The organism is Streptomyces anulatus (assembly GCF_014650675.1).
GTDB classification, from domain to species: domain Bacteria; phylum Actinomycetota; class Actinomycetes; order Streptomycetales; family Streptomycetaceae; genus Streptomyces; species Streptomyces anulatus.
On record NZ_BMVK01000001.1, the window covers coordinates 888,985 to 911,065 of the forward strand.

The window sequence follows — 22,081 nt, forward strand, 5'->3', positions numbered from 1 at the left end:
GAGTGACAGACCGGCCGCATCCATAAGCACCGAGTTACCGAAGTGGGCAGAAAATCGAGCAGATTCGAACGCAAGGCTTCGGAAAACGCACGGGCCGCCGGGCGAAGCCGCTGCCGGTGGTCAGCGTGGGGCCAGGAGGAGGTTCTCGTAGCGGTGGTGGTGGCGGGTGGTGGTGCGGTGGTGCAGCAGAGCGGCCGCGCGGGCGGGGTCGCCGGAGTCGATGAGGGCGCGGGCCAGGGTGTCCTGGATGATCTCCCGTTCCACGCGTACGCCTCCGACGCGTTCGGCCTGCCCGCCGAGGGCGGCGAGGGTGCCGGCCGCGGCGCGGGGGCGGCCGGCGGTGAGATGCGCCAGGGCCCGGAGGACGGGGGCCAGGACCTCGTGGTAGTCGGGGCGCGGGTCGGCGGCAGCGCGGCCGGCCAGGATCTCCAGGTCCTCGGTCGCGGCCTCCACCGCGAGGGCCAGAGCCAGATTGAAGGTGTGGAAGACCTCCGCCATGCCTCCGGGCGCGGCCAACAGCTCCCGTACGTGATCCGGGTCGCTGCGCCCGGCCGGCTCCTGGCCGACGAGCATCAGGCGCCAGTTCGTCGCCGCCCGCATGCCCACGTCCTCACGCCGCAACGCCGTATCGGCCCGGCGGCGGGCGTCGGCGAAGTCACCGCAGGCGATGGACTGCAGAGCGGCATGCCAGTTCAGATGGCCCAGCTGCACCGCCCCGGCGTCCTCCGCCAGCCACGCGTCCAGCATCCGGGTGGACGCCGGACCCGCACCGAGTTCGTGCTCGGCATGGGCGAGGGCGTGCACGGCCACCCCCGACCGGGGGTTGCAGGACAGCGCGTGTTCGGCGAGCCGGTGGGCTTCGCGCACCCGGCCCTGCTCCGCCCTGACCGAGGCGAGGCAGCTCGTCCAGGCCCAGCTGTCCGACCCGGCGAGCGCCGCCTGCTGTTCCACCAGGGCGTCCCCGCGGGCGCGGTAGGCGGCGTCCCCGCCGGCGGGGAAGGCATCGAGCATCAGCGCGGCGACCTCGTCGGCCGGCCAGCGCTCGAAGTGCGCCAGCAGGTGATCGGCGGTCAGCCGGTACTGGCGGTGGGCGTGCAGGAACACCCCGTACACCAGGCTCGCCTCCCGCTCACCGGCGGCCTGCGCGTCCCGGTGGGCGGTCACCAGCTGCTGCTTGAGGACCGTGTCGCTCATCCGCTCGGATGTCGCGAGCGTCAGCAGACCCCGCGCCAGACCACAACCCGGCTCCTCCCCCACCCACCTGCGCAGCAGGGGCAGTGCCTGCCCGCTCAGGGCCAGGAACTCCGCCACCGCCCGGTCACCGACCGGCGCGCCGGCCGCCGCCGCGCCCGCTGCCGGCACCGCGCGCGTTGCCGTCACCGCCCCGAGCCCACCGTCACCGGCTCTTCGGCGGTGCGCATCAGTACGCGGCCCTGAACACGGCGGTGCAGATGATGCCGCTGTTGCCGCAGTGATTGCGCGTCAGGCTCAGGGGCAGCCCGGCGTGGTTGCCGCTGCCCAGGCCGCTCCCCGCGGTCGTGGCGCCCTCTGCGCGCGCACCGCCCTGGTTGGCGCACGTGTTGCCGAACGCCGCGTTCCCGACGCCGACGACGTTCGCCTCAGCAGTTCCGGCGGGAAGCAGGGCCGCCCCGGCGACCGCCCCCAGCACCATGACCCGCGCGCCGGCACTCCGCGTTTCCCTGCCCATGGTCGACTCCTGTGTTCGGGCCGGACTCCGCCCGGCCTGGCATATGCACCCGCCTCTCGACCAACGACCGGACCCGGCCCCCGACACGACCCGCGTCAACCGCGCGCACGGCCGGCCGCACGGGCCGCCGACGGCACTCCGTCACGACGAGGGGAAATCAGACCGTGCGGAACGGACTCACGACGCGTCGACAGCGGTGTCACCGGAGGACGGGGCCGCCCTCTTCCGGCGGTACACCACCACCCCGCACACCGCGAGCAGGAGCACCACCACGGCGGACACCCCGAAGAGCGTCCGCTCGGCGAAGAGCCTTCCCAGGACCTCCAGCACACCGAGGCCCGCGGTCGCGTAGATCAGCGCCCAGGCCGCTCCGCCCACGAACAGCGCGGGAAGGTAGCGCGGCAACGGCATGCGCATGCTGCCCGCGAGAAAGTTGACGGCGGTCTGGAACCCGACCGTCAGGAAGGAGACGGCCACCACCGGTGCGCCCCACCGCTGGATGGCGCGCTCGGCACGCCGGAACCTCGCCGAAGACGTCAGCCCCGCGAACCTGCCGCGCCGCGCACCGGCTCCCGCGAGCCATCCGACGGCGAACGTCCCTCCGGCGCGCAGCAGGACGATGGCGTACAGGGCCCCGGCCGCGAGCGCGATCCTATCCACAGTGCCCCACCTCGCACGCGGGCCCGAAGCCCGCGTTCTCCGTCATCCGCGCAAGCGGTCCCGCCCCGCCGGGCGCACGACACGCGAGAGTCCGTTCGCCGTCTCTCACCTGCGCCCTGCCCGTGTCCGTTCGGTCCGCCGCGTCTTCACCTGCGGCGCCCGACCGGACCCGCACGCCCCGGGCCCCCACCAAGGAAGGCCAGCCTAACCGAACGCCCACCCGGCGGACGCGGGGCGGTGGCCGCCGATCGTCGGCCGCCGGACGAAATACTTACCACTCGGTCGGAATTTATCCCCGACAGGAGTGTACGTTCGTACGCTCCAGGGTTAGGGTCGCCCGCATGACCGTCGACATCGAGGCACCGCCTCTCCGCGCCGGGCGGAACGCGCGGACCGCCGTAGCCGTCCTCTTCTTCACCAACGGGGCCCTGTTCGCCAACCTGCTGCCGAGGTATCCGCAGATCAAGGAGGATCTGGCGATCAGCAACGGCGCCTACGGACTGGCGGTCGCCGCCTTCCCGGCGGGCGCCATCGCGGCAGGCCTCGCGGCCGGGGTGCTGATCCGCCGCGTGGGCTCGGCGCAGGTCGCGGTCGTCGGCACCCTGCTGACGGCGATGGGAATCCTGGCCGCCGGCCTCGCCCCGTCGCCTGCGCTGTTCGCGGGCGCGTTGTTCCTGGCCGGAGCCATGGACGCGCTGACGGACGTCGCGCAGAACGCGCACGGCCTACGGGTGCAGCGGCTCTACGGACGCTCCATCCTGAACTCGTTCCACGCGATCTGGTCCATCGGCGCCGTCACCGGAGGGCTGATGGCCGCCGGAGCGATGTCGCTGGGCCTGTCGCTCGGCGCCCACCTCACGATCTCGGCGATCGTCCTCGTCCTCGCCGCCGTGACCGCGTGGCGCTTCTGCCTGCCCGGGCCGGACAACGAACCGGAGGAGACCGGTCCGGAACAGCGGAGCGCCGTGGGAGCGGCCGGCGCCTCGCGCGTCGGGTACGTGCTGGCGGCACTTGTTCTGATCGCCACGGCCGGCACGCTCGTCGAGGACGCGGGAAACTCCTGGGCCGCCCTCTACCTGACGGACTCCCTGCACACCTCCGCGGCGCTCGCCGCCTGGGGCTTCATCGCCCTGGTGGGCGCCCAGTTCATCGGGCGCATCATCGGGGACCGCCTCGTCGACCGTTTCGGTCAGCGTGCCGTGGCCCGGACCGGCGGGCTGATCACCGCGGCCGGCATGGGTCTCGCCCTGGCGGTGCCGACGCTGCCCGGAACCATCCTGGGCTTCGCCCTGGCCGGATTCGGGGTGGCGACCCTGGTGCCCGCGGCGATGCACGAAGCCGACGCCCTGCCCGGCCTCAAGCCCGGATCGGGTCTGACGATCGTCTCCTGGCTCATGCGCCTGGGCTTCCTGCTGTCCCCGCCGGTCGTCGGTCACGTCGCCGACGCGGCCGGCCTGCGCACCGGCCTGCTGGTGATCCCCTGCGCCGGGCTGCTGGTGGTGGTGCTCGCCAAGGTCCTGCGGGGCCGGCGCGACTGAAGCAGGCGCTGCTGCGCTCGGCCCACGCGGCGAACGACCGGTGCATCGCGCACGCCGACGTCCGCGATGCACCACTCCCGGCCGGCCGGGGCCGACCGGAACGGGGCGACCGGACACCTGGGTGTCCGGCCGCCCCGCCGGTGCCCGCCCGGGGCCGAGCCCCCGGACGGGATGGTTACCACGAGAGGCCCGCGCCGCGCGCCGGCCGCGTGGCTCGGCTCAGGCCTCGCGCGAGCCCGCGTACATCTCGTCGATGAGCCCCTTGTACTCCCGCTCGACGACCGGCCGCTTCAGCTTGAGGCTGGGGGTCAGCTCCCCGTGCTCGACGTCCAGGTCGCGCGGCAGGAGGCGGAACTGCTTGATGGTCTGCCAGCGCTGGAGTCCCTCGTTGAGGCGCTTGACGTACCCGTCGATCAGCTCGACGGTCTGCGGGGCGGCGACGACCTCCGCGTACGACTTGCCCTCCAAGCCGTTGTCGGCGGCCCAGCCGAGGAGGGTGGGGCCGTCGAGCGCGATGAGCGCGGTGCAGAAGTTACGGTCCGCACCGTGCACCAGGATGTTGGAGACGAACGGGCAGACCGCCTTGAACTGGCCCTCGACCTCCGCCGGGGCGACGTACTTGCCGCCGGACGTCTTGATCAGGTCCTTCTTGCGGTCGGTGATGCGCAGGTATCCGTCGGCCGACAGCTCGCCGATGTCCCCCGTGTGGATCCAGCCGTCCGACTCCAGGACCTCTTCGGTCTTGTCGGGCAGCTTGTGGTAGCCCTGCATGACGCCGGGGCCGCGCAGCAGGATCTCGCCGTCGTCGGCGATGCGCACCTCGGTGCCGGGGAGCGGCTTGCCGACGGTGCCGGTGCGGTAGGCCTCGCCCGGGTTGACGAAGGAGGCGGCGCTGGTCTCGGTGAGGCCGTAGCCCTCCAGGATGTGGACGCCGGCGCCCGCGAAGAAGTAGCCGATGTCCGGGGCGAGGGCGGCGGAGCCGGAGATACAGGCGCGCAGCCGGCCGCCGAAGGCCTCACGGATCTTGGAAAAGACGAGCGCGTCGGCGACCTTGTGCTTGGCGCCGAGCGCGAAGGGGACGGAGGCCTTGCCGGTGCGGCGGAAGTTGTCCTGGGAGACCTTCGCGTACTCGCGGGCGACCCCGGCCGCCCACTGGAAGATCTTGTACTTGGCGCCGCCGCCCGCGCGGGCCTTGGACGCGACCCCGTTGTAGACCTTCTCGAAGATCCGGGGCACGGCGGCCATGTAGGTCGGCTGGACGACCGGCAGGTTCTCGATGATCTTGTCGATGCGGCCGTCGATCGCGGTGACGTGGCCGACCTCGATCTGCCCGGAGGTGAGGACCTTGCCGAAGACATGGGCGAGCGGCAGCCAGAGGTACTGCACGTCCTCCGCCGTGATCAGCCCGGTCGCCACGGTGGCCTTGGCCATGTACGACCAGTTGTCGTGCGGCAGCCGTACGCCCTTGGGGCGGCCGGTGGTGCCCGAGGTGTAGATGAGGGTGGCGAGCTGGTCGGCGGTGATCGCGGAGACCCGCTCGGTGACCGCGTCCGGGGTCTTGGCGAGGAGCTCGGCGCCCTGGGCCTCCAGCTCGGCGAGGGTGATGATCCAGCCCTCGGGGTCGCCCTCGGCGGGCTCGACGCCGGCCGGGTCGATGACCACGACATGGGCGAGTTCCGGCAGGCCCTCGCGGGTCTCCCGGGCCTTGGCCAGCTGCTCGGCGTTCTCCGCGATGAGGATCCGGCTCTCGGAGTCGGCCAGGATGAAGGCGGACTCCTCGGCGTTCGTGGAGGGGTAGATCGTCGTGGTCGCGGCGCCCGCGCACATCACCCCGAGGTCGATGAGGACCCATTCCACCCGGGTGGCCGAGGAGAGCGCGACCCGCTCCTCCGGCCGCACGCCGAGCGCGATCAGCCCGGCGGCGATCGCGAAGACCCGCTCCGAGGCCTGGCCCCAGCTCAGCGACTTCCAGTCGTCGGGACCCGAGCCCGAGGCCGACGGCACCGGATAGCGGTACGCCTCCCCGTTCGGGGTCGCCGCCACGCGGTCGATGAAGAGGGCCGCCACGGAGGGCGGCCGGTTATCGATCAAGGTCTGTGTGTCGCTCACGACGTCCTCCGGGCCTGCGGCATTGCTACGACCGGCTTCTTAGATACGGCGACTTGCTGCTGTCGTCCTGCTGCCTACTGCTCTCGTCCTGCTGCACTCGTCCTGCTGCGCAACCTGCTCGTACGGCTTGTTTAACTGGCCAGTAACCATCGAGTCGTGATCAGAGTAGAGCGCACTTGTCCGCCACGTAAGAGGCAACGGGCCGCCGCTTCATAACGAAAGAGCCCGGACGAAAGGGCTCACACGAAAGGGCCCCCACGCCGCACGGTACTGCGGCGTGGGGGCCCTCCGGACTGCTCATCGACAGGCGTCGGCGCGGGGCTCTACTTCTTGCCCTTGCTCTCACCTGCGGACTCGTCGGTCGACAGGACGGAGATGAAGGCGTCCTGCGGAACCTCCACGTTGCCGACCATCTTCATCCGCTTCTTGCCCTCCTTCTGCTTCTCCAGCAGCTTCCGCTTACGGGAGATGTCACCGCCGTAGCACTTGGCGAGGACGTCCTTGCGGATGGCGCGGACGGTCTCACGGGCGATGACCCGCGCGCCGATGGCCGCCTGGATCGGCACCTCGAAGTTCTGCCGGGGGATGAGCTTCTGCAGCTTGGCGACGAGCCGTACGCCGTACGCGTACGCCTTGTCCTTGTGGGTGACCGCGGAGAACGCGTCCACCTTGTCGCCGTGCAGCAGGATGTCGACCTTGACGAGCTGGGCCGACTGCTCGCCGGTGGGCTCGTAGTCGAGGGAGGCGTAACCCCGCGTCTTGGACTTCAGCTGGTCGAAGAAGTCGAAGACGATCTCCGCGAGCGGCAGGGTGTAACGGATCTCGACCCGGTCCTCGGAGAGGTAGTCCATGCCGAGCAGGGTGCCGCGCCGGTTCTGGCACAGCTCCATGATCGCGCCGATGAACTCGCTCGGGGCCAGCACCGTGGCGCGGACGACCGGCTCGTGCACCTTGTCGATCTTGCCCTCGGGGAACTCGCTCGGGTTGGTGACGATGTGCTCGCTGCCGTCCTCCATCTCGACGCGGTAGACCACGTTGGGGGCGGTGGCGATCAGATCGAGGCCGAACTCGCGCTCCAGCCGCTCGCGGACCACGTCCAGGTGGAGCAGGCCGAGGAAGCCGACGCGGAAGCCGAAGCCGAGCGCGGCGGAGGTCTCCGGCTCGTAGACCAGGGCGGCGTCGTTGAGCTGGAGCTTGTCCAGTGCCTCGCGCAGGTCCGGGTAGTCCGACCCGTCCAGCGGATACAGACCCGAGAACACCATCGGCTTCGGGTCCTTGTAGCCGCCCAGCGCCTCGGTCGCCCCGTTCTGCAGGGAGGTGATCGTGTCACCGACCTTGGACTGCCGGACGTCCTTCACCCCGGTGATGATGTAGCCGACCTCGCCCACGCCGATGCCGTCGGCCGGGGTCATCTCGGGGGACGACACCCCGATCTCCAGCAGCTCGTGGGTGGCGCCGGTCGACATCATCCGGATGCGCTCGCGCTTGTTGAGCTGGCCGTCGACGACTCGGACGTAGGTGACGACACCTCGGTACGAGTCGTAGACCGAGTCGAAGATCATCGCGCGGGCGGGGGCGTCCGCGACGCCGACCGGGGCCGGCACGTCCCGCACGACCCGGTCGAGCAGCGCGTCCACGCCGACGCCGGTCTTGGCGGAGACCTTGAGCACGTCCTCGGGCTGGCAGCCGATGAGGTTGGCCAGCTCCTCGGAGAACTTCTCCGGCTGCGCGGCCGGGAGGTCGATCTTGTTGAGCACCGGGACGATGGTGAGGTCGTTCTCCATCGCGAGATAGAGGTTGGCCAGCGTCTGGGCCTCGATGCCCTGCGCGGCGTCGACCAGCAGGACCGTGCCCTCACAGGCCGCGAGCGAACGGGAGACCTCGTAGGTGAAGTCCACGTGGCCCGGGGTGTCGATCATGTTGAGGATGTGGGTGGTGCCCGTGTCCTCACCCGTGTTGGGGGCCCAGGGCAGCCGGACCGCCTGGGACTTGATGGTGATGCCGCGCTCGCGCTCGATGTCCATCCGGTCGAGGTACTGAGCACGCATCTGCCGCTGGTCGACCACTCCGGTCAGCTGAAGCATCCGGTCGGCGAGGGTCGACTTGCCGTGGTCGATGTGCGCGATGATGCAGAAATTGCGGATCAGCGCCGGGTCGGTACGGCTCGGCTCGGGCACGTTGGAAGGAGTCGCGGGCACGCAGGGTCCTGATTCTTGAGACGCCGAACGCCGTGTCTCGGGTCGATGTCGGGTCGGTCGGATCGATACGTAGGCTCCATCGTCCCACGCCTGCGGGCCAGCGACCGGTTTGGGCCGGTCGAAGGGTGACTGCTACCGTGGACAGCTGTGCCTCGTGGCTCTGACGAGCGGCGGGGCTCACCTAGAAGATCCAACGAACCTGAAAAGGCTCTTTCGTGGCGAACATCAAGTCCCAGATCAAGCGGAACAAGACCAACGAGAAGGCGCGCCTGCGCAACAAGGCCGTCAAGTCGTCGCTCAAGACCGCGATCCGCAAGGCCCGCGAGGCCGCCGCCGCCGGTGACGTCGAGAAGGCCACCACGGCCGTCCGCGACGCTTCCCGTCAGCTCGACAAGGCTGTCTCGAAGGGTGTCATCCACAAGAACGCCGCCGCCAACAAGAAGTCGGCGCTGGCGTCCAAGGTTGCCTCCCTGCAGGCCTGAGCTTCTTCCCGAAGCTCACTGATGTGACCGCCGGAACGGACCAGACGGGCCCTCTCTCCCGCCCCTGACCGGCACCCCGCGCCGCACACCGAACCTGCGTTCGCCACGCGGGTGCGGCGCACCCAGAGTGTGACCCGGAAGCCCCGGTCTCCGATCTCCCCAGATCGAGGACCGGGGCTTCCGCGCGTCCGGACATCCGGCCGGTCCGGGGGCGCTTCCAGCCCGTCCGCAGGCAGTTCCAGCCCGTCCGGCGTTTGAGGACGGAACCGGTCACCACAGGACCCCGCGCCCGGCGACGAACCCGGGACCACCGGGCCCGGACCCGAGCAGGGGCCCGCCTACCGACCCGCCCGCGCGGCCCGCGCGACAACGACGACGGCCTTCTCCAAGGCGTACTCGGGATCGTCCCCCCCGCCCTTCACCCCCGCGTCCGCCGCCGCCACCGCCCGCAGGGCCACCGCGACCCCGTCCGGCGTCCAGCCCCGCATCTGCTGGCGCACCCGGTCGATCTTCCACGGCGGCATGCCCAGCTCCCGGGCCAGATCGGCCGGCCGGCCCCCCCGGGCCGAGGACAGCTTCCCGATGGCCCGCACCCCCTGCGCCAGCGCACTGGTGATCAGGACGGGCGGGACCCCGGTCGACAACGACCACCGCAGCGCCTCCAGCGCCTCCGCCGCGCGCCCCTCGACCGCCCGGTCGGCGACGGTGAAGGACGAGGCTTCCGCCCGCCCGGTGTAATAGCGCCCGACGACCGCCTCGTCGATCGTGCCCTCGACGTCCGCGATCAGCTGGGACACCGCACTCGCCAGCTCCCGCAGATCGCTGCCGATGGAGTCGACCAACGCCTGACAGGCCTCCGGCGTCGCGGAGCGCCCGTGCGCCCGGAACTCCGACCGTACGAAGGAGAGCCGCTCGGCGGGCTTGGTGGTCTTCGGGCAGGCGACCTCCCGCGCCCCGGCCTTGCGCGCCGCGTCCAGCAGCCCCTTGCCCTTGGCGCCGCCCGCGTGCAGCAGGACGAGAGTGATCTCCTCGACCGGCGCGCCGAGATACGCCTTGACGTCCTTGATCGTGTCGGCCGAGAGGTCCTGCGCGTTGCGCACGATCACGACCTTGCGCTCGGCGAAGAGCGAGGGGCTGGTGAGCTCGGCGAGCGTGCCGGGCTGCAACTGGTCGGACGCCAGATCACGTACGTCCGTGTCGGCGTCGGCAGCACGGGCGGCCGCCACCACCTGCTGCACCGCACGGTCCAGGAGGAGGTCCTCCTGGCCCACGGCGAGGGTGAGGGGCGCGAGCGGATCGTCGGTGGAATTCTTCCTGGTGGCCATCGCGATCCAGCATCCCACGCCCCACTGACAGCCCGGACAGCCCCGAAGGCCCGGCCCGCCCCGCCCCGGGGTACGGGGCACGGGGTACGGGGCACGGGGTACGGGGCACGGGGCACGGATGCCCGTACCGGAGAATGACCGGGTGAGCGATGTGAGACATGTACTGGTGCTGCCCGACCGCGACGCCGCGGAGGAGGTGGCCGGGGAGCTGGCGGACCGCTTCGGGGTCGCCGAGGAGCCCCAGCTCGTACGGGACGCGCTGGCCGGCGAGGACGACGCCGAGGACGCCCAGTGGCTGGTGGTCGTGGAGGACGCGGCCGGGCGCCTGGACCCGGCCGCGCTCGACGCGTTCGCGGAGGAGTACGAGGGCTGGCTGGAGAAGCCGTAACGCCCGGCCGGCCCGGCCCTCGGGACGGCCGGGGCGGCTGAATCCGTAGGTGCGATCCGGGCGGCTCAGCCCTTGGGAACGATCTGGATGTCCAGGTCGATGACGATGCTCGGACCGACCACCGCGATCCCGCGCGCCAGCATGGTCTGCCAGGTGAGGGTGAAGTCCTCGCGGTGCAGTTCGGTGGTGGCCCGGCAGGCGGCGCGCGTCTCGCCCTCCAGGCCGTTGCCGATACCGAGGTACTGGGTGTCCAGCGTCACGGTACGGCTGACACCGTGCAGAGTCAGCGCACCGGTGACACCCCACCTGCTGCCGCCCCGGTGGACGAAGCGCTCGCTGTAGAACTCCAGCGTCGGATACCGGCCGACGTCGAGGAAGTCGCTGGAGCGCAGGTGATCGTCGCGCATCTGCACATTGGTGTCGATCGAGGCCGCGTCGATGATCACGTGCATGGCGGAGTCCTCCATGCGGTCGGCGATCCGGACCGCCCCGGCGAAGGTGTTGAACCTGCCGTGGATGCGGGCCATCCCGATGTGCCGGGCGGTGAAGCCGATCTGCGAGTGGTTCGGCTCGATGTCCCAGTCACCGGGGTCGGGCAGCTGCGGGGGCTGCGCCACCTGGAGGGTCACATCGCCCAGGGTGGCGTGCGCCCCTTCGGTCACCGTCACCGCCCCGTGGAACGGGGTGAAGCCCTCGGCCGTGATCGCCAGCCGGTAGTCGCCGGCCGGGACCGTGGCGAGAACACTGCCGAAGGGGTCCGTCTCGCCGCCTGCCACCTTGCGGCCCGCACTGTCGGTCACGACGAACTCGGCCGGCTGAACCGGTTCGTTGACCGGGTCCAGCACCCGGCAGTTGAGCACGCCCGCGGTACGGGGCACCTGGAATCCGGCGAGGGCCCCGGCGCGCCCACCCGCCTGGCCTCTGTTTCCCAGCCAACGGCCGAACATCTCTACGTACCCCCAGGGGCGCTCCGCACTTCGGGCCCTGACAGGTGGACGTCTTTGTCGGATCAGCGGCCCGCCGACGAGCATGCATTCGATCACTATTGCGGCGTTCGAGGCAAACCGAGAACCTCGGAGGGTCTTGTACGGAACTGCTACAAGGTGTAATGGGGTGTACGGACGTATGACGAGGTGCGACGGACTGCGACGAGCTGTGCGCAGGTGTTACCGAAGGCCCGAATTACGAACTACGAACTACGAATTCCGCGCGTGCGGATCATCCGTCCGCGGCGTTCGCGCGTCACCGCCCGGCGTCGCGCCCCGGCACGGCGACCGCCGCCCGAAGCTCGGGCACCCGGGAGAGCCGCACCCCGAAGTGATCCCGGTAGGCGGCGAGCACCTCCTCGTCCGTGACCAGTTCCGTACGGTGCTGCTCCCCGCCGACCGTGGTGACCAGGGTCCGTCCGCTCAGCGTCACCCGCCCGGTCTCCGTGAACCGGGAGCACACCAGGGACCGGGTGAAGTGCGAGTCCGGCGAGGTGCGGTGGTACCAGGCCCCGCCCAGGAACTCCGGCAGCGTCCGCAGCCTCAGGTCGAGCCGGAACTGCCGTGAGCCGCCACGCAGCAGGTCCAGGTCCCCCTGCGGCGCCTCGCGGAGCCGGAACACCCCCCGGGGGTCCTCCTGTTCCGTCCGGTCGTCGAGCGCCAGCGGCCACAGCGCGTTGTCGCCGAACCCGACGTCCGCCAGCCACGGCCCCGTTCCGTCCTCGGTCTCCACCCGCAGCGCCATGTGGTCGTACGGAATGCCCAGACGGCCGCCGTCGCCGAAGACCCGGGCCTGGAGCAGGGTCACACGGAAGCCGAGAGCGCGCAGCAACGCCCCGAACGCGCCGTTCAGTTCGTAGCAGAAGCCGCCTCGACCGCCGGTCACCTTGGCCATGAGCGCCCGTTCCTCCAGCACGATGTCCTCGCCCAGATGAACCGAGAGGTTCTCGAAGGGAACGGCGAGCAGATGCCGGTGCTGCAGGTCGCGCAGCGCATCGATGTCGGCCCGCACCGGACGGTCCGCGCCGATCCGGGCGAGATAGGCGTCGACAGCGGCGGCGGTGACGCCGTCGTCGCCGTTGTCGCCGTTGTCGGGTCCCGGGACGGAGGCGCCGGACGTCGTGGGTGTCTGCGAGGTCATGGGACCAGTCTGCGCCCGCCCCCGCCCCGAGGACCACAGGTCCCACGACTGGTCCTAGGACTCCTGGCCGAGGACCCTTGCCCGAGGCGTGGCACGGTGATCGCGGTCTAGCGTGGCGGGCATGACCGCATACGATCCCGCGCGCAGCCGGGAGCAGCGCAAGCAGGACACCCTTCACCGTCTGCGTCAGGACGACGACGCGTGGGTGGCGACCGCCTCCCCGGACGGCGTTCCCACCCTGGTGCCGCTGTCGTTCCTCTGGGAAGAGGACACGGGCACCCTGGTCATGGCCACCCGGCGGACCAATCCCACCGCGGTCAACGTGACTCCCGACGGCCCGATCCGCGTCACCCTCGGCCCCACCCGCGATGTGGTGCTGATCGAGGGCGAGTCGAGGGTCCTGGAGGGAGCCGACCTTCCCCCCGCGACGCGGGAGGCCTTCGTCGCGAAGCTCCGGTGGAACCCGCGTATCCCCGTCTGGGTGTTTCTGCACATCACCCCCCACACCGTGCGCGCCTGGCGCGAGGTGAACGAACTCGCCGACCGCGATCTGATGCTCTCCGGTACGTGGCTGGTCTGAGCCGAGCGATGTCATGACCGGCCCACCGCCCGCAGCTCCTTCCCCGTGCCCGTCACCGCGATCGGGCCGTCGGTGTCGGTGCGCAGGACCCGGGCCCCGGCCGCCCTGAGGGCGCCCACCGTGCGGGCCGAGGGGTGACCGTACGGGTTGTCCGCGCCGCAGGAGATGAGCGCCAGCCTCGGCCGCACACTGTGGAGCAGCCCGGCATCCTGGAACGCCGAGCCGTGGTGGGCCACCTTGAGGACGTCCACCGGGCCCGAAGCCTCCCGGCCTCGCAGCAACTCCCGCTGGGCCAGGGGTTCCAGGTCGCCGAGGAGCAGCAGCGTCAGCCCGCCGGCCGCCCGTACGCGCAGGGTGACGCTGGAGTCGTTCGGCTCCCGCACCGTCGCCCCCGCTCCCCCGGGCCCCGGGCGCGGCCAGAGGACCCGCCAGTCGACCGGGCCCGCCCGGCGGTGCTCGCCGGCCACGGCCCGCAGCGTCGGGACCCGCGCCGCGGCCGCGGTCCGCCGTACGAACGCGGCCTGTTCGGGCGGCTCTTCGAGGCTCGTCGTCTGGATCGCGCCCACCGCCCTGCCCCGGAGCACGCCCGGCAGGCCTCGCACATGGTCGGCGTGGAAGTGGGTGAGGACCACGAGCGGGACCCGGGTCACCGCGAGGTCGCGCAGGCACCGGTCGACCGCACGGGGGTCGGGTCCGGCGTCGACGACCACGCCCGCGCCCTCCCCCGCCATGAGCACCATCGCATCGCCCTGACCCACGTCGCAGAGCGCGAACGCCCAGCCGGGCGGCGGCCATCCGGTCATGATCCGGGTCAGCGGAACCGGCCTCAGCACCGCCAGCACGAGAAGCAGCCCGGCGGCCGCGCAGATCCAGGGACGACGGGCCAGCCTCGGCGCTAGGAGCACGGCCGACACCGTGAGGCCGGCGAGCAGCGCCGCGCCGGACCACCCTCCGGGCCACTGCGCCTCCGCCCCGGGAAGGTCCGCCCCCGTGCGGGCGACCGTGGCGATCCACCCGACCGGCCAACTCGCGATCCCGGCCAGCAGTTCGGCCACTGGCGGGGCGACCGGGGCGACGGCGAGGGCCGCGAACCCGAGCACCGTCGCCGGCGCCACCGCGAACTCCGCCAGCAGGTTGCAGGGGACCGCCACCAGGCTGACCCGCGAGGCCAGGACCACCACGACGGGTGCGCACACGGCCTGCGCGGCCGCCGCCGCTGCCAGTACCTCGGCGAGCCTGCCCGGTACCCGCCGCGCCCGCAGGGCGACGCTCCAGCGTGGCGCGAGGGTCAGCAGCGCACCGGTGGCCAGCACCGACAGCAGGAAACCGTAGCTCCGGGCGAGCCAGGGATCGTAGAGAACCAGGAGAACGACAGCCGCCGCCAGCGCGGGAATCAGGGACCTCCGGCGGCCCGTTCCGATCGCGAGGAGCGTGATGAGACCGCAGGCTGCCGCGCGGAGCACGCTCGGTTCCGGACGGCACACGACGATGAAGGCGAGGGTCAGCACACCGCCGATCAGCGCGGTCCCTCGTAGCGAGAGTCCCAACAGGGGTGCCAGACCGCGCCGTTCGGCGCTCAGCGCCGACCCCGGCGGCCCGACGAGGAGGAAGAGCAGAATCGAGAGATTGGCTCCGGACACGCTCAGAAGATGTGTCAGATCAGTCGCCTTGAACGCGTCGTGGAGGTCGGATGGGACCCTGGAGGTGTCTCCGACCACCAGTCCCGGCAACAGCGCACGCGCATCCGCGTCCACATCGTCGGTCGCCTCCCGCAACCCGGCGCGCAGTTCCCCGGCCGCGCGCTGGATCCATGTCGGCGGCCCGGTGATCCGGGGTGCCCCCTCGTCGTCCACGCGCAGGACCGCCGCCAGGCGTTCGCCCTCGTGCGCGGGGGGCGAGAGCCGGCCGCCGAGCCGGAGCCGGGTGGACGGCAGCAGCTTCTGCCAGTCCGCCCGGTGGTCGCCCGCCGCGACCATGAGCAGCACCGGTGTCCGGACCCGGGTGCCCGTGCCGTTCGGCGTCCTCACCTCCATGACCTCCGCGTCGATCAGGAGCAGGGCCGGGGCGCTGTGGTTCCCCCGTACCGCCGGGCGGGTCGTCCGGGGATCCGAGGTCACCCGTACGTCGGCGTCGATCCGCGCGTACTCCTCTGCCAGCCCGGGGACGGGACCGCGCCGCACATCGGCCCCGTGGAGTCCGGCCACGGCCGCGCCCGCCGCCGCGCACAACAGGACCGCGCCCCCGGCGACGACCCTGGACCGTCCGGCGGACCTCCCCTCCCGAGAGGCGCGCGACGCCGCCACCAGCAGAACGACCGCCGGAACCAGACAGGCGACGGCCACGGCGGCCACCCATCTCCCCGGCAGACCCAGCGTCGAAGCGGCGGCTGTCCAGACCGCCAGGGCCGGCGGCACGAGCCGCAGATCCGTGGGCCCCTCCCGTCGCGAGCCGGCCCCACCCGCATCACGCGGCGTACCCGACGCACCCGAACCACTCGGCGTTTCCGGAGCACGCGATGCACGCGCCGAACCGCTCGCACCGTCGCCCACGCTTCCGGGGACGTTCCTGTCCGCGCCCCGGGAGTCGAACCGGGCCTCCCGGCCGCTCATGGCCGTACGAGCGGCTGGAGTTCGGCGAAACGGCGGTCGCCGATCCCGCTGACCTGCCGGAGCTCGTCGACGGACCGGAACCCGTTGTTCTCTGCTCGGTAGTCGAGCATGTGCTGGGCCAGCACGGGCCCGACCCCCGGCAGCGTTTCGAGCTGCTCCGCGGTCGCCGTGTTCAGGCTCAGCGGCGCAGAGGGACCGGTCCCGCCCGGCGCACCTCCCGGCCCGTCGGTCCCGGCCGGTCCGCCACCGGCTGCCCCGGAGACCGGCGGGCCGGGCGGCTGGCCCACGACGACCTGCTCACCGTCCATCAGGAGCCGCGCCCGATTGAGCCCCGTCATATCCGTTCCCGCGCGCACACCGCCCGCCGCGTCGAGCGCGTCCGCCACCCGCGAGCCCGCCGGAAGCCGACGGACCCCCGGCCGGCGCACCTTGCCGCTCACATCGACGACGATCTGCCCGCTCGCACGCCCGCTTCCACCCGCGTCCGGCGGCTCCCCCGCGGCAGGTCGGGGGACCGGGTCGGGGGCGCCGGACCGTAACGGATCCGGTGGCAACGCGGTCGCCGCCGCTGCGTCCGCGACCGGTTCCGGCGCACGCACGGCCTGGGGGCGTACGGACCAGAAGTGGAAAGCGGCGACACCCACGGCGGCGAGCAGCACCAGCCCGAGCACCACCGGCGTGCGCGGCGCCATCCCGCACCGGAGTCGCACCCACAACGGCAGCCTCTCCCGAACGGCCGACACAAGACGACGCGCCCTCGGCGTACCACCGGGCACCTCCCCCACGGTCGCGGGTGCGGGTGCGGGTTCCGGCTCACGCACGGGTAGGGGTTCCGATTCACGCACCGGTACGGGTGCGGGTGGCGGCTCAGGCGCCGGTACGGGTGCGGCGTCGCTCCCCGGCCCGGAGGCGCCCGCCTTCAGCGCATCCGCCCGGCGACGCGCGGCCGCCGCCGCAAGGGCGGAACGCCCTCGCACGGACCGCCGCCCACCGTGGCGTGCCCCGGAACGAGCGCCGGGGCCCGCTCCCGCCCGTCCGCCCGGTCGCGTACCGGATCCGTGCCGGGGCCGTGCGGGCATCCGCCCGGACAACGTGTCGGGCGGAGGCAGGAACGTGGAAGTGGAGGTAGGAGGAGGGGCAGAGGTAGGGGTCGAGCTAGGGGTGGACGAGGAATCGGACGACGGAGCAGAGGTGGGCAGAGCGTCGGGAGCCGACGCCCGAGGAGATCGAAGGGCCATGCCTCACGACGTTAGGCACATCCGCCCGAACCCGCTGAGCAGCGCCGATTCCTGTGGACAGTCCGGCAGTTGTGGACAACTCGACCACTCCCCGGAGTGAACTCCGCAGCGCACGTCCACCCATGGGCGTTCCCGCAACCAGGTCAGCGCAGTGCGCGGTCACCGCAGCGCACGGTCACCGCAGCGAGATGACCGCACCGAGCAGCCCCGGCCCCGTGTGCGCCCCGATCACCGCGCCGACCTCGCTGACGTGAAGGTCGACCAGGCCGGGAACGCGTTCGCGCAGCCGCTCGGCCAGGCGATCCGCACGGTCCGGGGCGGCGAGGTGGTGGACGGCGATGTCCACCGGGGCCGTCCCCGCCCGCTCGGCGACGATCTCCTCCAGGCGGGCAATGGCCTTCGATGCCGTCCGCACCTTCTCCAGCATCTCGATCCGGCCCGCGTCGAGCTCCAGGATCGGTTTCACCGCCAGCGCGGACCCCAGCAGGGCCTGCGCCGTGCCGATGCGTCCGCCGCGGCGCAGATAGTCGAGAGTGTCGACATAGAAGTACGCCGAGGTGCCTGCGGCCCGCTTCTCCGCGGCCGACACCGCTTCGTCCGGGCCCCCGCCCGCCTCGGCGGTCTCCGCCGCCGCCAGAGCGCAGAATCCCAGGGCCATGGCGACCATGCCCGTGTCCACCACGCGTACCGGCACGGGGGCGTCCTTCGCCGCGAGCAGCGCAGCGTCGTACGTGCCCGAGAACTCCGACGACAGGTGCAGCGACACCACCGCGTCCGCCCCTCCCTCGGCCGCCGTCCGGTAGGCCGCGGCGAAGACCTCGGGGCTGGGGCGGGACGTGGTCACGGAGTGGCGTTTCTGCAGAGCCAGGGCGAGCGAGCGGGCCGAGATCTCCGTGCCCTCCTCCAGCGCCCGGTCGCCCAGGACGACGGTCAGCGGCACTGCGGTGATGCCGTGCCGTTCCATCGTCGGGCGCGGCAGGTAGGCCGTGGAATCGGTGACGATAGCGACATGGCGGGACATGAGCCGGAGGTTACCTGGCGGGGCCGGAGTGCGGCAGCCCGGCCCCGGCACACTGATCGTTCATGGCCGCTTCGGAGCGTATCCGGTCGGGTCATTTCCGCTCGGGCGGTCCGACGACCGGGTGTGCGTCAGTTCGTCGTCTCCGGCCGGCCGGACTTCTGCCAGGGGTAGGTCGTACGCAGCCGCGGGTCCGGGGCGGTGATCGCCTGCGGGCTCTCCTCGCGGGCCGGTCCGGACCACGCCTGGTCGGCCGTGCTGCTGTTCCCGGCCGAGGGGTCCGCCGAGGCGGCGGGCTCGGGCCAGTCCGTCCCGGGGCCGTGGCCCGGTGTCGGGGCGGGGGCCCCCGTGCCGGACGCCTGCGACGGCTCCTCGACGGTCCAGTGCCGCAGCGCGCCGGCCTCGATGTCGATCTGCGCGTTCAGCGCGTCCAGGTCGTCGTCGGCGAACTGCCGCGCCCGGTCCCGCGCCGCCCAGCGCAGCGACTCCGCCGAATGCGTGATCCGCTGCGTGCGTTCCCTCAGCTTGGGCAGCAGGCCCGCGACCGTCGCCCGGTCCGGCTCGCGCTCCAGCCGCTTCAGCTCGTCGTCCAGTTCGAGGCCGTGCTCGCTCAGCCTCCGGAACAGCGCCACCGACTCCGCCAGGGACGCGTCCTCGGCTACTCCGGCGTGCAGGGCGTCCTGCGTGGCCCGCATCGAGGTGCGCAGGGCGAGCCGGAGCTGGGCCAGCTCACCGGCGACGCCCGTCTGCCCGAAGCTCTTGGCCCGGAGCGTGGTGTCCTCCACGGTGCGCCTGGCCTGCGTGATCGTGCGGTCCACGCCGCGCTTGGCCGCGCCGACGGCCTTCACGGTCGCGTAGACGCCCAGCGCGACGAACGCGACCAAGAACAACGCCAGGATCGTGATCGCGGCTTCCATGAATGCCCCTCGATATCTCGATGCGGCCGCCGATACCGGTCGCCCCCTCCACCGTAAACGGAACGGGCAGGCCGAGGGTTCCTTCGGAACCCCCAACCTGCCCGTAGGGGATGGCCCTCACCACGCACAGGGACCGTCACCCGGCGGCCGTCGCCCGGCCGCCGTTCACGCGGCCGCCGTCACGCAGCCCCGTAAAGCAGCTGTCGTCACACAGCCGTCGTCACGCGGGGACGATGTTCACCAGCTTCGGCGCGCGCACGATCACCTTGCGGATACCGGCCCCGCCCAGCGCCGCGACGACCGCCTCGTCGGCCAGGGCCAGCGCCTCCAGCTCCTCGTCCGTGATGGCGGGCGAGATCTCCAGGCGGGCCCGGACCTTGCCCTTGATCTGGACGACGCAGGTGACGGTCTCGTCCACGACGTACGCCGGGTCCGCCACCGGGAAGTCCTGGTGCACGACCGACTCGGTGTGGCCCAGCCGCCGCCACAGCTCCTCCGCGATGTGCGGGGCCAGGGGGGCGATCAGCAGGACCAGCCGCTCGGCGACCGAGCGCGACAGCGGGCCGCCGGCCTTCGTCAGGTGGTTGTTCAGCTCGGTGACCTTGGCGATGGCGGTGTTGAACCGCATCCCCGCCATGTCCTGGCCGACCCCGTCGATGGCCTTGTGCAGGGCGCGCAGCGTGTCCTCGCCGGGCTCCGTGTCGACGACGGTGATCTCACCGGTCTCCTCGTCGACCACATTGCGCCACAGGCGCTGCAGCAGCCGGTACTGGCCGACCACGGCCCGGGTGTCCCAGGGGCGCGACACGTCCAGGGGGCCCATCGCCATCTCGTACAGGCGCAGGGTGTCCGCACCGTACTCGGCGCAGATCTCGTCCGGCGTGACCGCGTTCTTCAGGGACTTGCCCATCTTGCCCAGGACGCGGCTGACCTTCTCGCCCTCGTAGTAGAACGCGCCGTCGCGCTCCTCCACCTCTGCGGCGGGGACGGCGATGCCCCGGCTGTCGCGGTAGACGAAGGCCTGGATCATGCCCTGGTTGTACAGCTTGTGGAACGGTTCGGCGGAGGAGATGTGGCCCAGGTCGTGCAGCACCTTGGACCAGAAGCGCGCGTACAGCAGGTGCAGCACGGCGTGCTCGGCGCCGCCGACGTACAGGTCGACACCGCCGGTGGGCTGCCCCTCGCGCGGGCCCATCCAGTACTGCTCGATCGCCGGGTCGACCAGCTGACGGTCGTTGGTCGGGTCCAGGTAGCGCAGCTCGTACCAGCAGGAACCGGCCCAGTTGGGCATGGTGTTGGTCTCGCGGCGGTACTTCCGGGGACCGGTGCCGTCGCCCAGGTCCAGCGTGACGTTGACCCAGTCGGCGTTGCGCGACAGCGGGGTCTCGGGCTGGGCGGTCGCGTCCTCCGGGTCGAAGGTGCGCGGCGAGTAGTCCTCGACCTCGGGCAGCTCCAGCGGCAGCATCGACTCGGGCAGCGGGTGGGCGATGCCGTCCTCGTCGTACACGATCGGGAACGGCTCGCCCCAGTAGCGCTGCCGGCTGAACAGCCAGTCGCGCAGCCGGAAGTTGACGGTGCCCTCGCCGACGCCGTGCTCCTTCAGCCAGTCGGTGATCCTCGCCTTGGCCTCGACGACGCCCAGGCCGTCCAGCGAGATCTCCTCGTTCGCGGAGTTGACCAGCTTCGCGTCGTACGAGCCGAAGGCGTCGTCCCACGTGGAGGGGTCGGTTCCGCGGTCGTCGGAGGGCTGGACGACGCAGCGCATCGGCAGCTCGAAGGCGCGCGCGAATGCGAAGTCGCGCGCGTCGTGCGCCGGTACGGCCATGATCGCGCCGGTGCCGTAGCCCATCAGGACGTAGTCGGCGATGAAGACCGGGACCTTCTCGCCGCTGACCGGGTTGGTCGCGTACGCGCCGGTGAAGACGCCGGTCTTGTCCTTGGCCTCGGCCTGCCGCTCGACGTCGGACTTGGCGGCGGCCTGCTTGCGGTACGCGGTGACGGCCTCGGCCGGGCTCGCGTGGCCGCCGGTCCACACCGGGTGGGTGCCCTCGGGCCAGGCGGCCGGGATGATCCGCTCGACCATGTCGTGCTCGGGCGCCAGCACCATGTACGTCGCACCGAACAGCGTGTCCTGGCGGGTGGTGAAGACGGTGATGCCGCCGGCGGTGTCCACCGGGAACTCGACCCGGGCGCCCTCGGAGCGCCCGATCCAGTTGCGCTGCTGCAGCTTGATGGCCTCGGGCCAGTCCAGCCCGTCCAGATCGTTCAGCAGCCGGTCGGCGTAGGAGGTGATGCGCATGTTCCACTGGCGCAGCTTGGCCTTGAAGACGGGGAAGTTGCCGCGCTCGGAGCGACCGTCGGCGGTGACCTCCTCGTTGGCCAGGACGGTGCCCAGACCGGGCGACCAGTTCACCGGGGCGTCGGAGGCGTACGCCAGGCGGTACTCGCTCAGCAGGTCGGCGCGCTCGGTGGCGCTCAGCGCGCTCCAGTCACGGCCGTCGGGGGTCGCGCGCATACCGCTCTCGAACTGCTCGACCAGCTCGGCGATCGGGCGGGCCCGGTCGGCCTCGGTGTCGTACCAGGAGTTGAAGATCTGCAGGAAGATCCACTGCGTCCACTTGTAGTACTCGGCCTCGATCGTCGCGAAGGAGCGGCGGTTGTCGTGGCCCAGACCCAGCCGGCGCAGCTGGGCCTTCATGTTCACCATGTTGGCCTCGGTGGAGACCCGGGGGTGGGTGCCCGTCTGGACGGCGTACTGCTCGGCGGGCAGACCGAAGGCGTCGAAGCCCAGGGTGTGCAGCACGTTGTGGCCGCTCATCCGCTGGTGGCGGGCGTAGACATCGGTGGCGATGTAGCCCAGCGGGTGTCCGACGTGCAGGCCCGCACCCGAGGGGTACGGGAACATGTCCATGATGAACTTCTTCGGCTTGGCGGCCAGCTCCGGGTCGCCCGCCAGGTCACCGGTGGGGTTCGGCGCCTCGTACGTCCCCTCGGCGTCCCAGAAGTCCTGCCAGCGTGCCTCGATGTCGGCGGCCATGGCCGCCGTGTAGCGGTGCGGCGCGGCCGTCTCGGCTGCGGAATTCGTCTCGCTCATGATCCTCAAAGCTCCATCGATCGTCATCTGCCGGGAAACGAAAAATCCCCTCGCACAGGAGGGGACGCCGCGCTGACTCCGACCAGGCGT

The 22,081-nt window shown here is 71.8% G+C and carries 17 protein-coding genes; 4 read left to right on the top strand and 13 right to left on the bottom strand.

The features are described from left to right. Positions 1-120 precede the first annotated feature (120 nt). From IE272_RS03925 to IE272_RS03935, 3 genes are all read right to left on the bottom strand, one after another. Positions 121-1,380: a tetratricopeptide repeat protein gene (locus IE272_RS03925; protein ID WP_190006336.1), complete on the bottom strand. Its 1,260-nt coding sequence runs from the start codon at positions 1,378-1,380 to the stop codon at positions 121-123. A 40-nt stretch (positions 1,381-1,420) separates the two neighbouring features. Further along, on the bottom strand, positions 1,421-1,708 hold the full coding sequence (locus tag IE272_RS03930) for a chaplin family protein (protein ID WP_190006253.1): 288 nt from the start codon (positions 1,706-1,708) through the stop codon (positions 1,421-1,423). A 177-nt stretch (positions 1,709-1,885) separates the two neighbouring features. Next, a complete protein-coding gene (locus IE272_RS03935) occupies positions 1,886-2,368 on the bottom strand; it encodes a DedA family protein (protein WP_050360094.1) in 483 nt (160 codons plus the stop codon). A 341-nt stretch (positions 2,369-2,709) separates the two neighbouring features. Between IE272_RS03935 and IE272_RS03940 the strand changes: the two genes are divergently transcribed. Continuing rightward, entirely contained in the window at positions 2,710-3,906 is a 1,197-nt protein-coding gene (locus IE272_RS03940; RefSeq protein WP_057662644.1) for an MFS transporter, read from the top strand. Positions 3,907-4,125: 219 nt separating this feature from the next. Here the strand turns inward: IE272_RS03940 and IE272_RS03945 are convergent, their stop codons facing one another. Next, positions 4,126-6,015: an AMP-dependent synthetase/ligase gene (locus tag IE272_RS03945; RefSeq protein WP_057662647.1), complete on the bottom strand. Its 1,890-nt coding sequence runs from the start codon at positions 6,013-6,015 to the stop codon at positions 4,126-4,128. 323 nt (positions 6,016-6,338) lie between these two features. Beyond that, the gene (lepA, locus tag IE272_RS03950; protein ID WP_073958738.1) at positions 6,339-8,213 is read right to left on the bottom strand and encodes a translation elongation factor 4; all 1,875 of its coding nucleotides are present in this window, start codon (positions 8,211-8,213) and stop codon (positions 6,339-6,341) included. A 215-nt stretch (positions 8,214-8,428) separates the two neighbouring features. Here lepA and rpsT point away from each other — a divergent pair, with 215 nt between their 5' ends. Next, positions 8,429-8,695 (top strand): 30S ribosomal protein S20, encoded by a 267-nt coding sequence (gene rpsT, locus IE272_RS03955; RefSeq protein ID WP_007449624.1) that lies wholly within the window; start codon positions 8,429-8,431, stop codon positions 8,693-8,695. A 338-nt stretch (positions 8,696-9,033) separates the two neighbouring features. Here the strand turns inward: rpsT and holA are convergent, their stop codons facing one another. Continuing rightward, entirely contained in the window at positions 9,034-10,020 is a 987-nt protein-coding gene (gene holA / locus IE272_RS03960; protein ID WP_032791255.1) for a DNA polymerase III subunit delta, read from the bottom strand. Between the two features lie 142 nt (positions 10,021-10,162). On the opposite strand from holA, the gene IE272_RS03965 reads away from it, so the two are divergent. Beyond that, entirely contained in the window at positions 10,163-10,408 is a 246-nt protein-coding gene (locus tag IE272_RS03965) for a hypothetical protein (protein WP_032791316.1), read from the top strand. Between the two features lie 65 nt (positions 10,409-10,473). On the opposite strand, the gene IE272_RS03970 is transcribed toward IE272_RS03965, so the two are convergent. Both IE272_RS03970 and IE272_RS03975 read right to left on the bottom strand, forming a co-directional pair. After that, entirely contained in the window at positions 10,474-11,355 is an 882-nt protein-coding gene (locus IE272_RS03970; RefSeq protein WP_050360098.1) for a YceI family protein, read from the bottom strand. 295 nt (positions 11,356-11,650) lie between these two features. After that, the gene (locus tag IE272_RS03975) at positions 11,651-12,535 is read right to left on the bottom strand and encodes an arylamine N-acetyltransferase family protein (protein ID WP_190006254.1); all 885 of its coding nucleotides are present in this window, start codon (positions 12,533-12,535) and stop codon (positions 11,651-11,653) included. A 121-nt stretch (positions 12,536-12,656) separates the two neighbouring features. Between IE272_RS03975 and IE272_RS03980 the strand changes: the two genes are divergently transcribed. Beyond that, entirely contained in the window at positions 12,657-13,115 is a 459-nt protein-coding gene (locus IE272_RS03980; RefSeq protein WP_056706870.1) for a pyridoxamine 5'-phosphate oxidase family protein, read from the top strand. 11 nt (positions 13,116-13,126) lie between these two features. Here IE272_RS03980 and IE272_RS03985 read toward each other — a convergent pair whose 3' ends face one another. From IE272_RS03985 to leuS, 5 genes are all read right to left on the bottom strand, one after another. Next, positions 13,127-15,724 (bottom strand): ComEC/Rec2 family competence protein, encoded by a 2,598-nt coding sequence (locus tag IE272_RS03985; protein ID WP_373304154.1) that lies wholly within the window; start codon positions 15,722-15,724, stop codon positions 13,127-13,129. After that, positions 15,721-16,416, bottom strand: a complete 696-nt coding sequence (locus tag IE272_RS39210; RefSeq protein ID WP_190006255.1) for a ComEA family DNA-binding protein — start codon at positions 16,414-16,416, stop codon at positions 15,721-15,723. Before IE272_RS39210 ends, IE272_RS03985 begins: the two co-directional genes overlap by 4 nt. A 721-nt stretch (positions 16,417-17,137) precedes the next feature. Then, positions 17,138-17,983 (bottom strand): DegV family protein, encoded by an 846-nt coding sequence (locus IE272_RS03995; protein WP_190006256.1) that lies wholly within the window; start codon positions 17,981-17,983, stop codon positions 17,138-17,140. A 128-nt stretch (positions 17,984-18,111) separates the two neighbouring features. Beyond that, positions 18,112-18,897, bottom strand: a complete 786-nt coding sequence (locus IE272_RS04000; protein WP_050360102.1) for a hypothetical protein — start codon at positions 18,895-18,897, stop codon at positions 18,112-18,114. A 220-nt stretch (positions 18,898-19,117) separates the two neighbouring features. Beyond that, the gene (gene leuS / locus IE272_RS04005) at positions 19,118-21,991 is read right to left on the bottom strand and encodes a leucine--tRNA ligase (RefSeq protein WP_190006257.1); all 2,874 of its coding nucleotides are present in this window, start codon (positions 21,989-21,991) and stop codon (positions 19,118-19,120) included. Between the last annotated feature and the right edge of the window lie 90 nt (positions 21,992-22,081).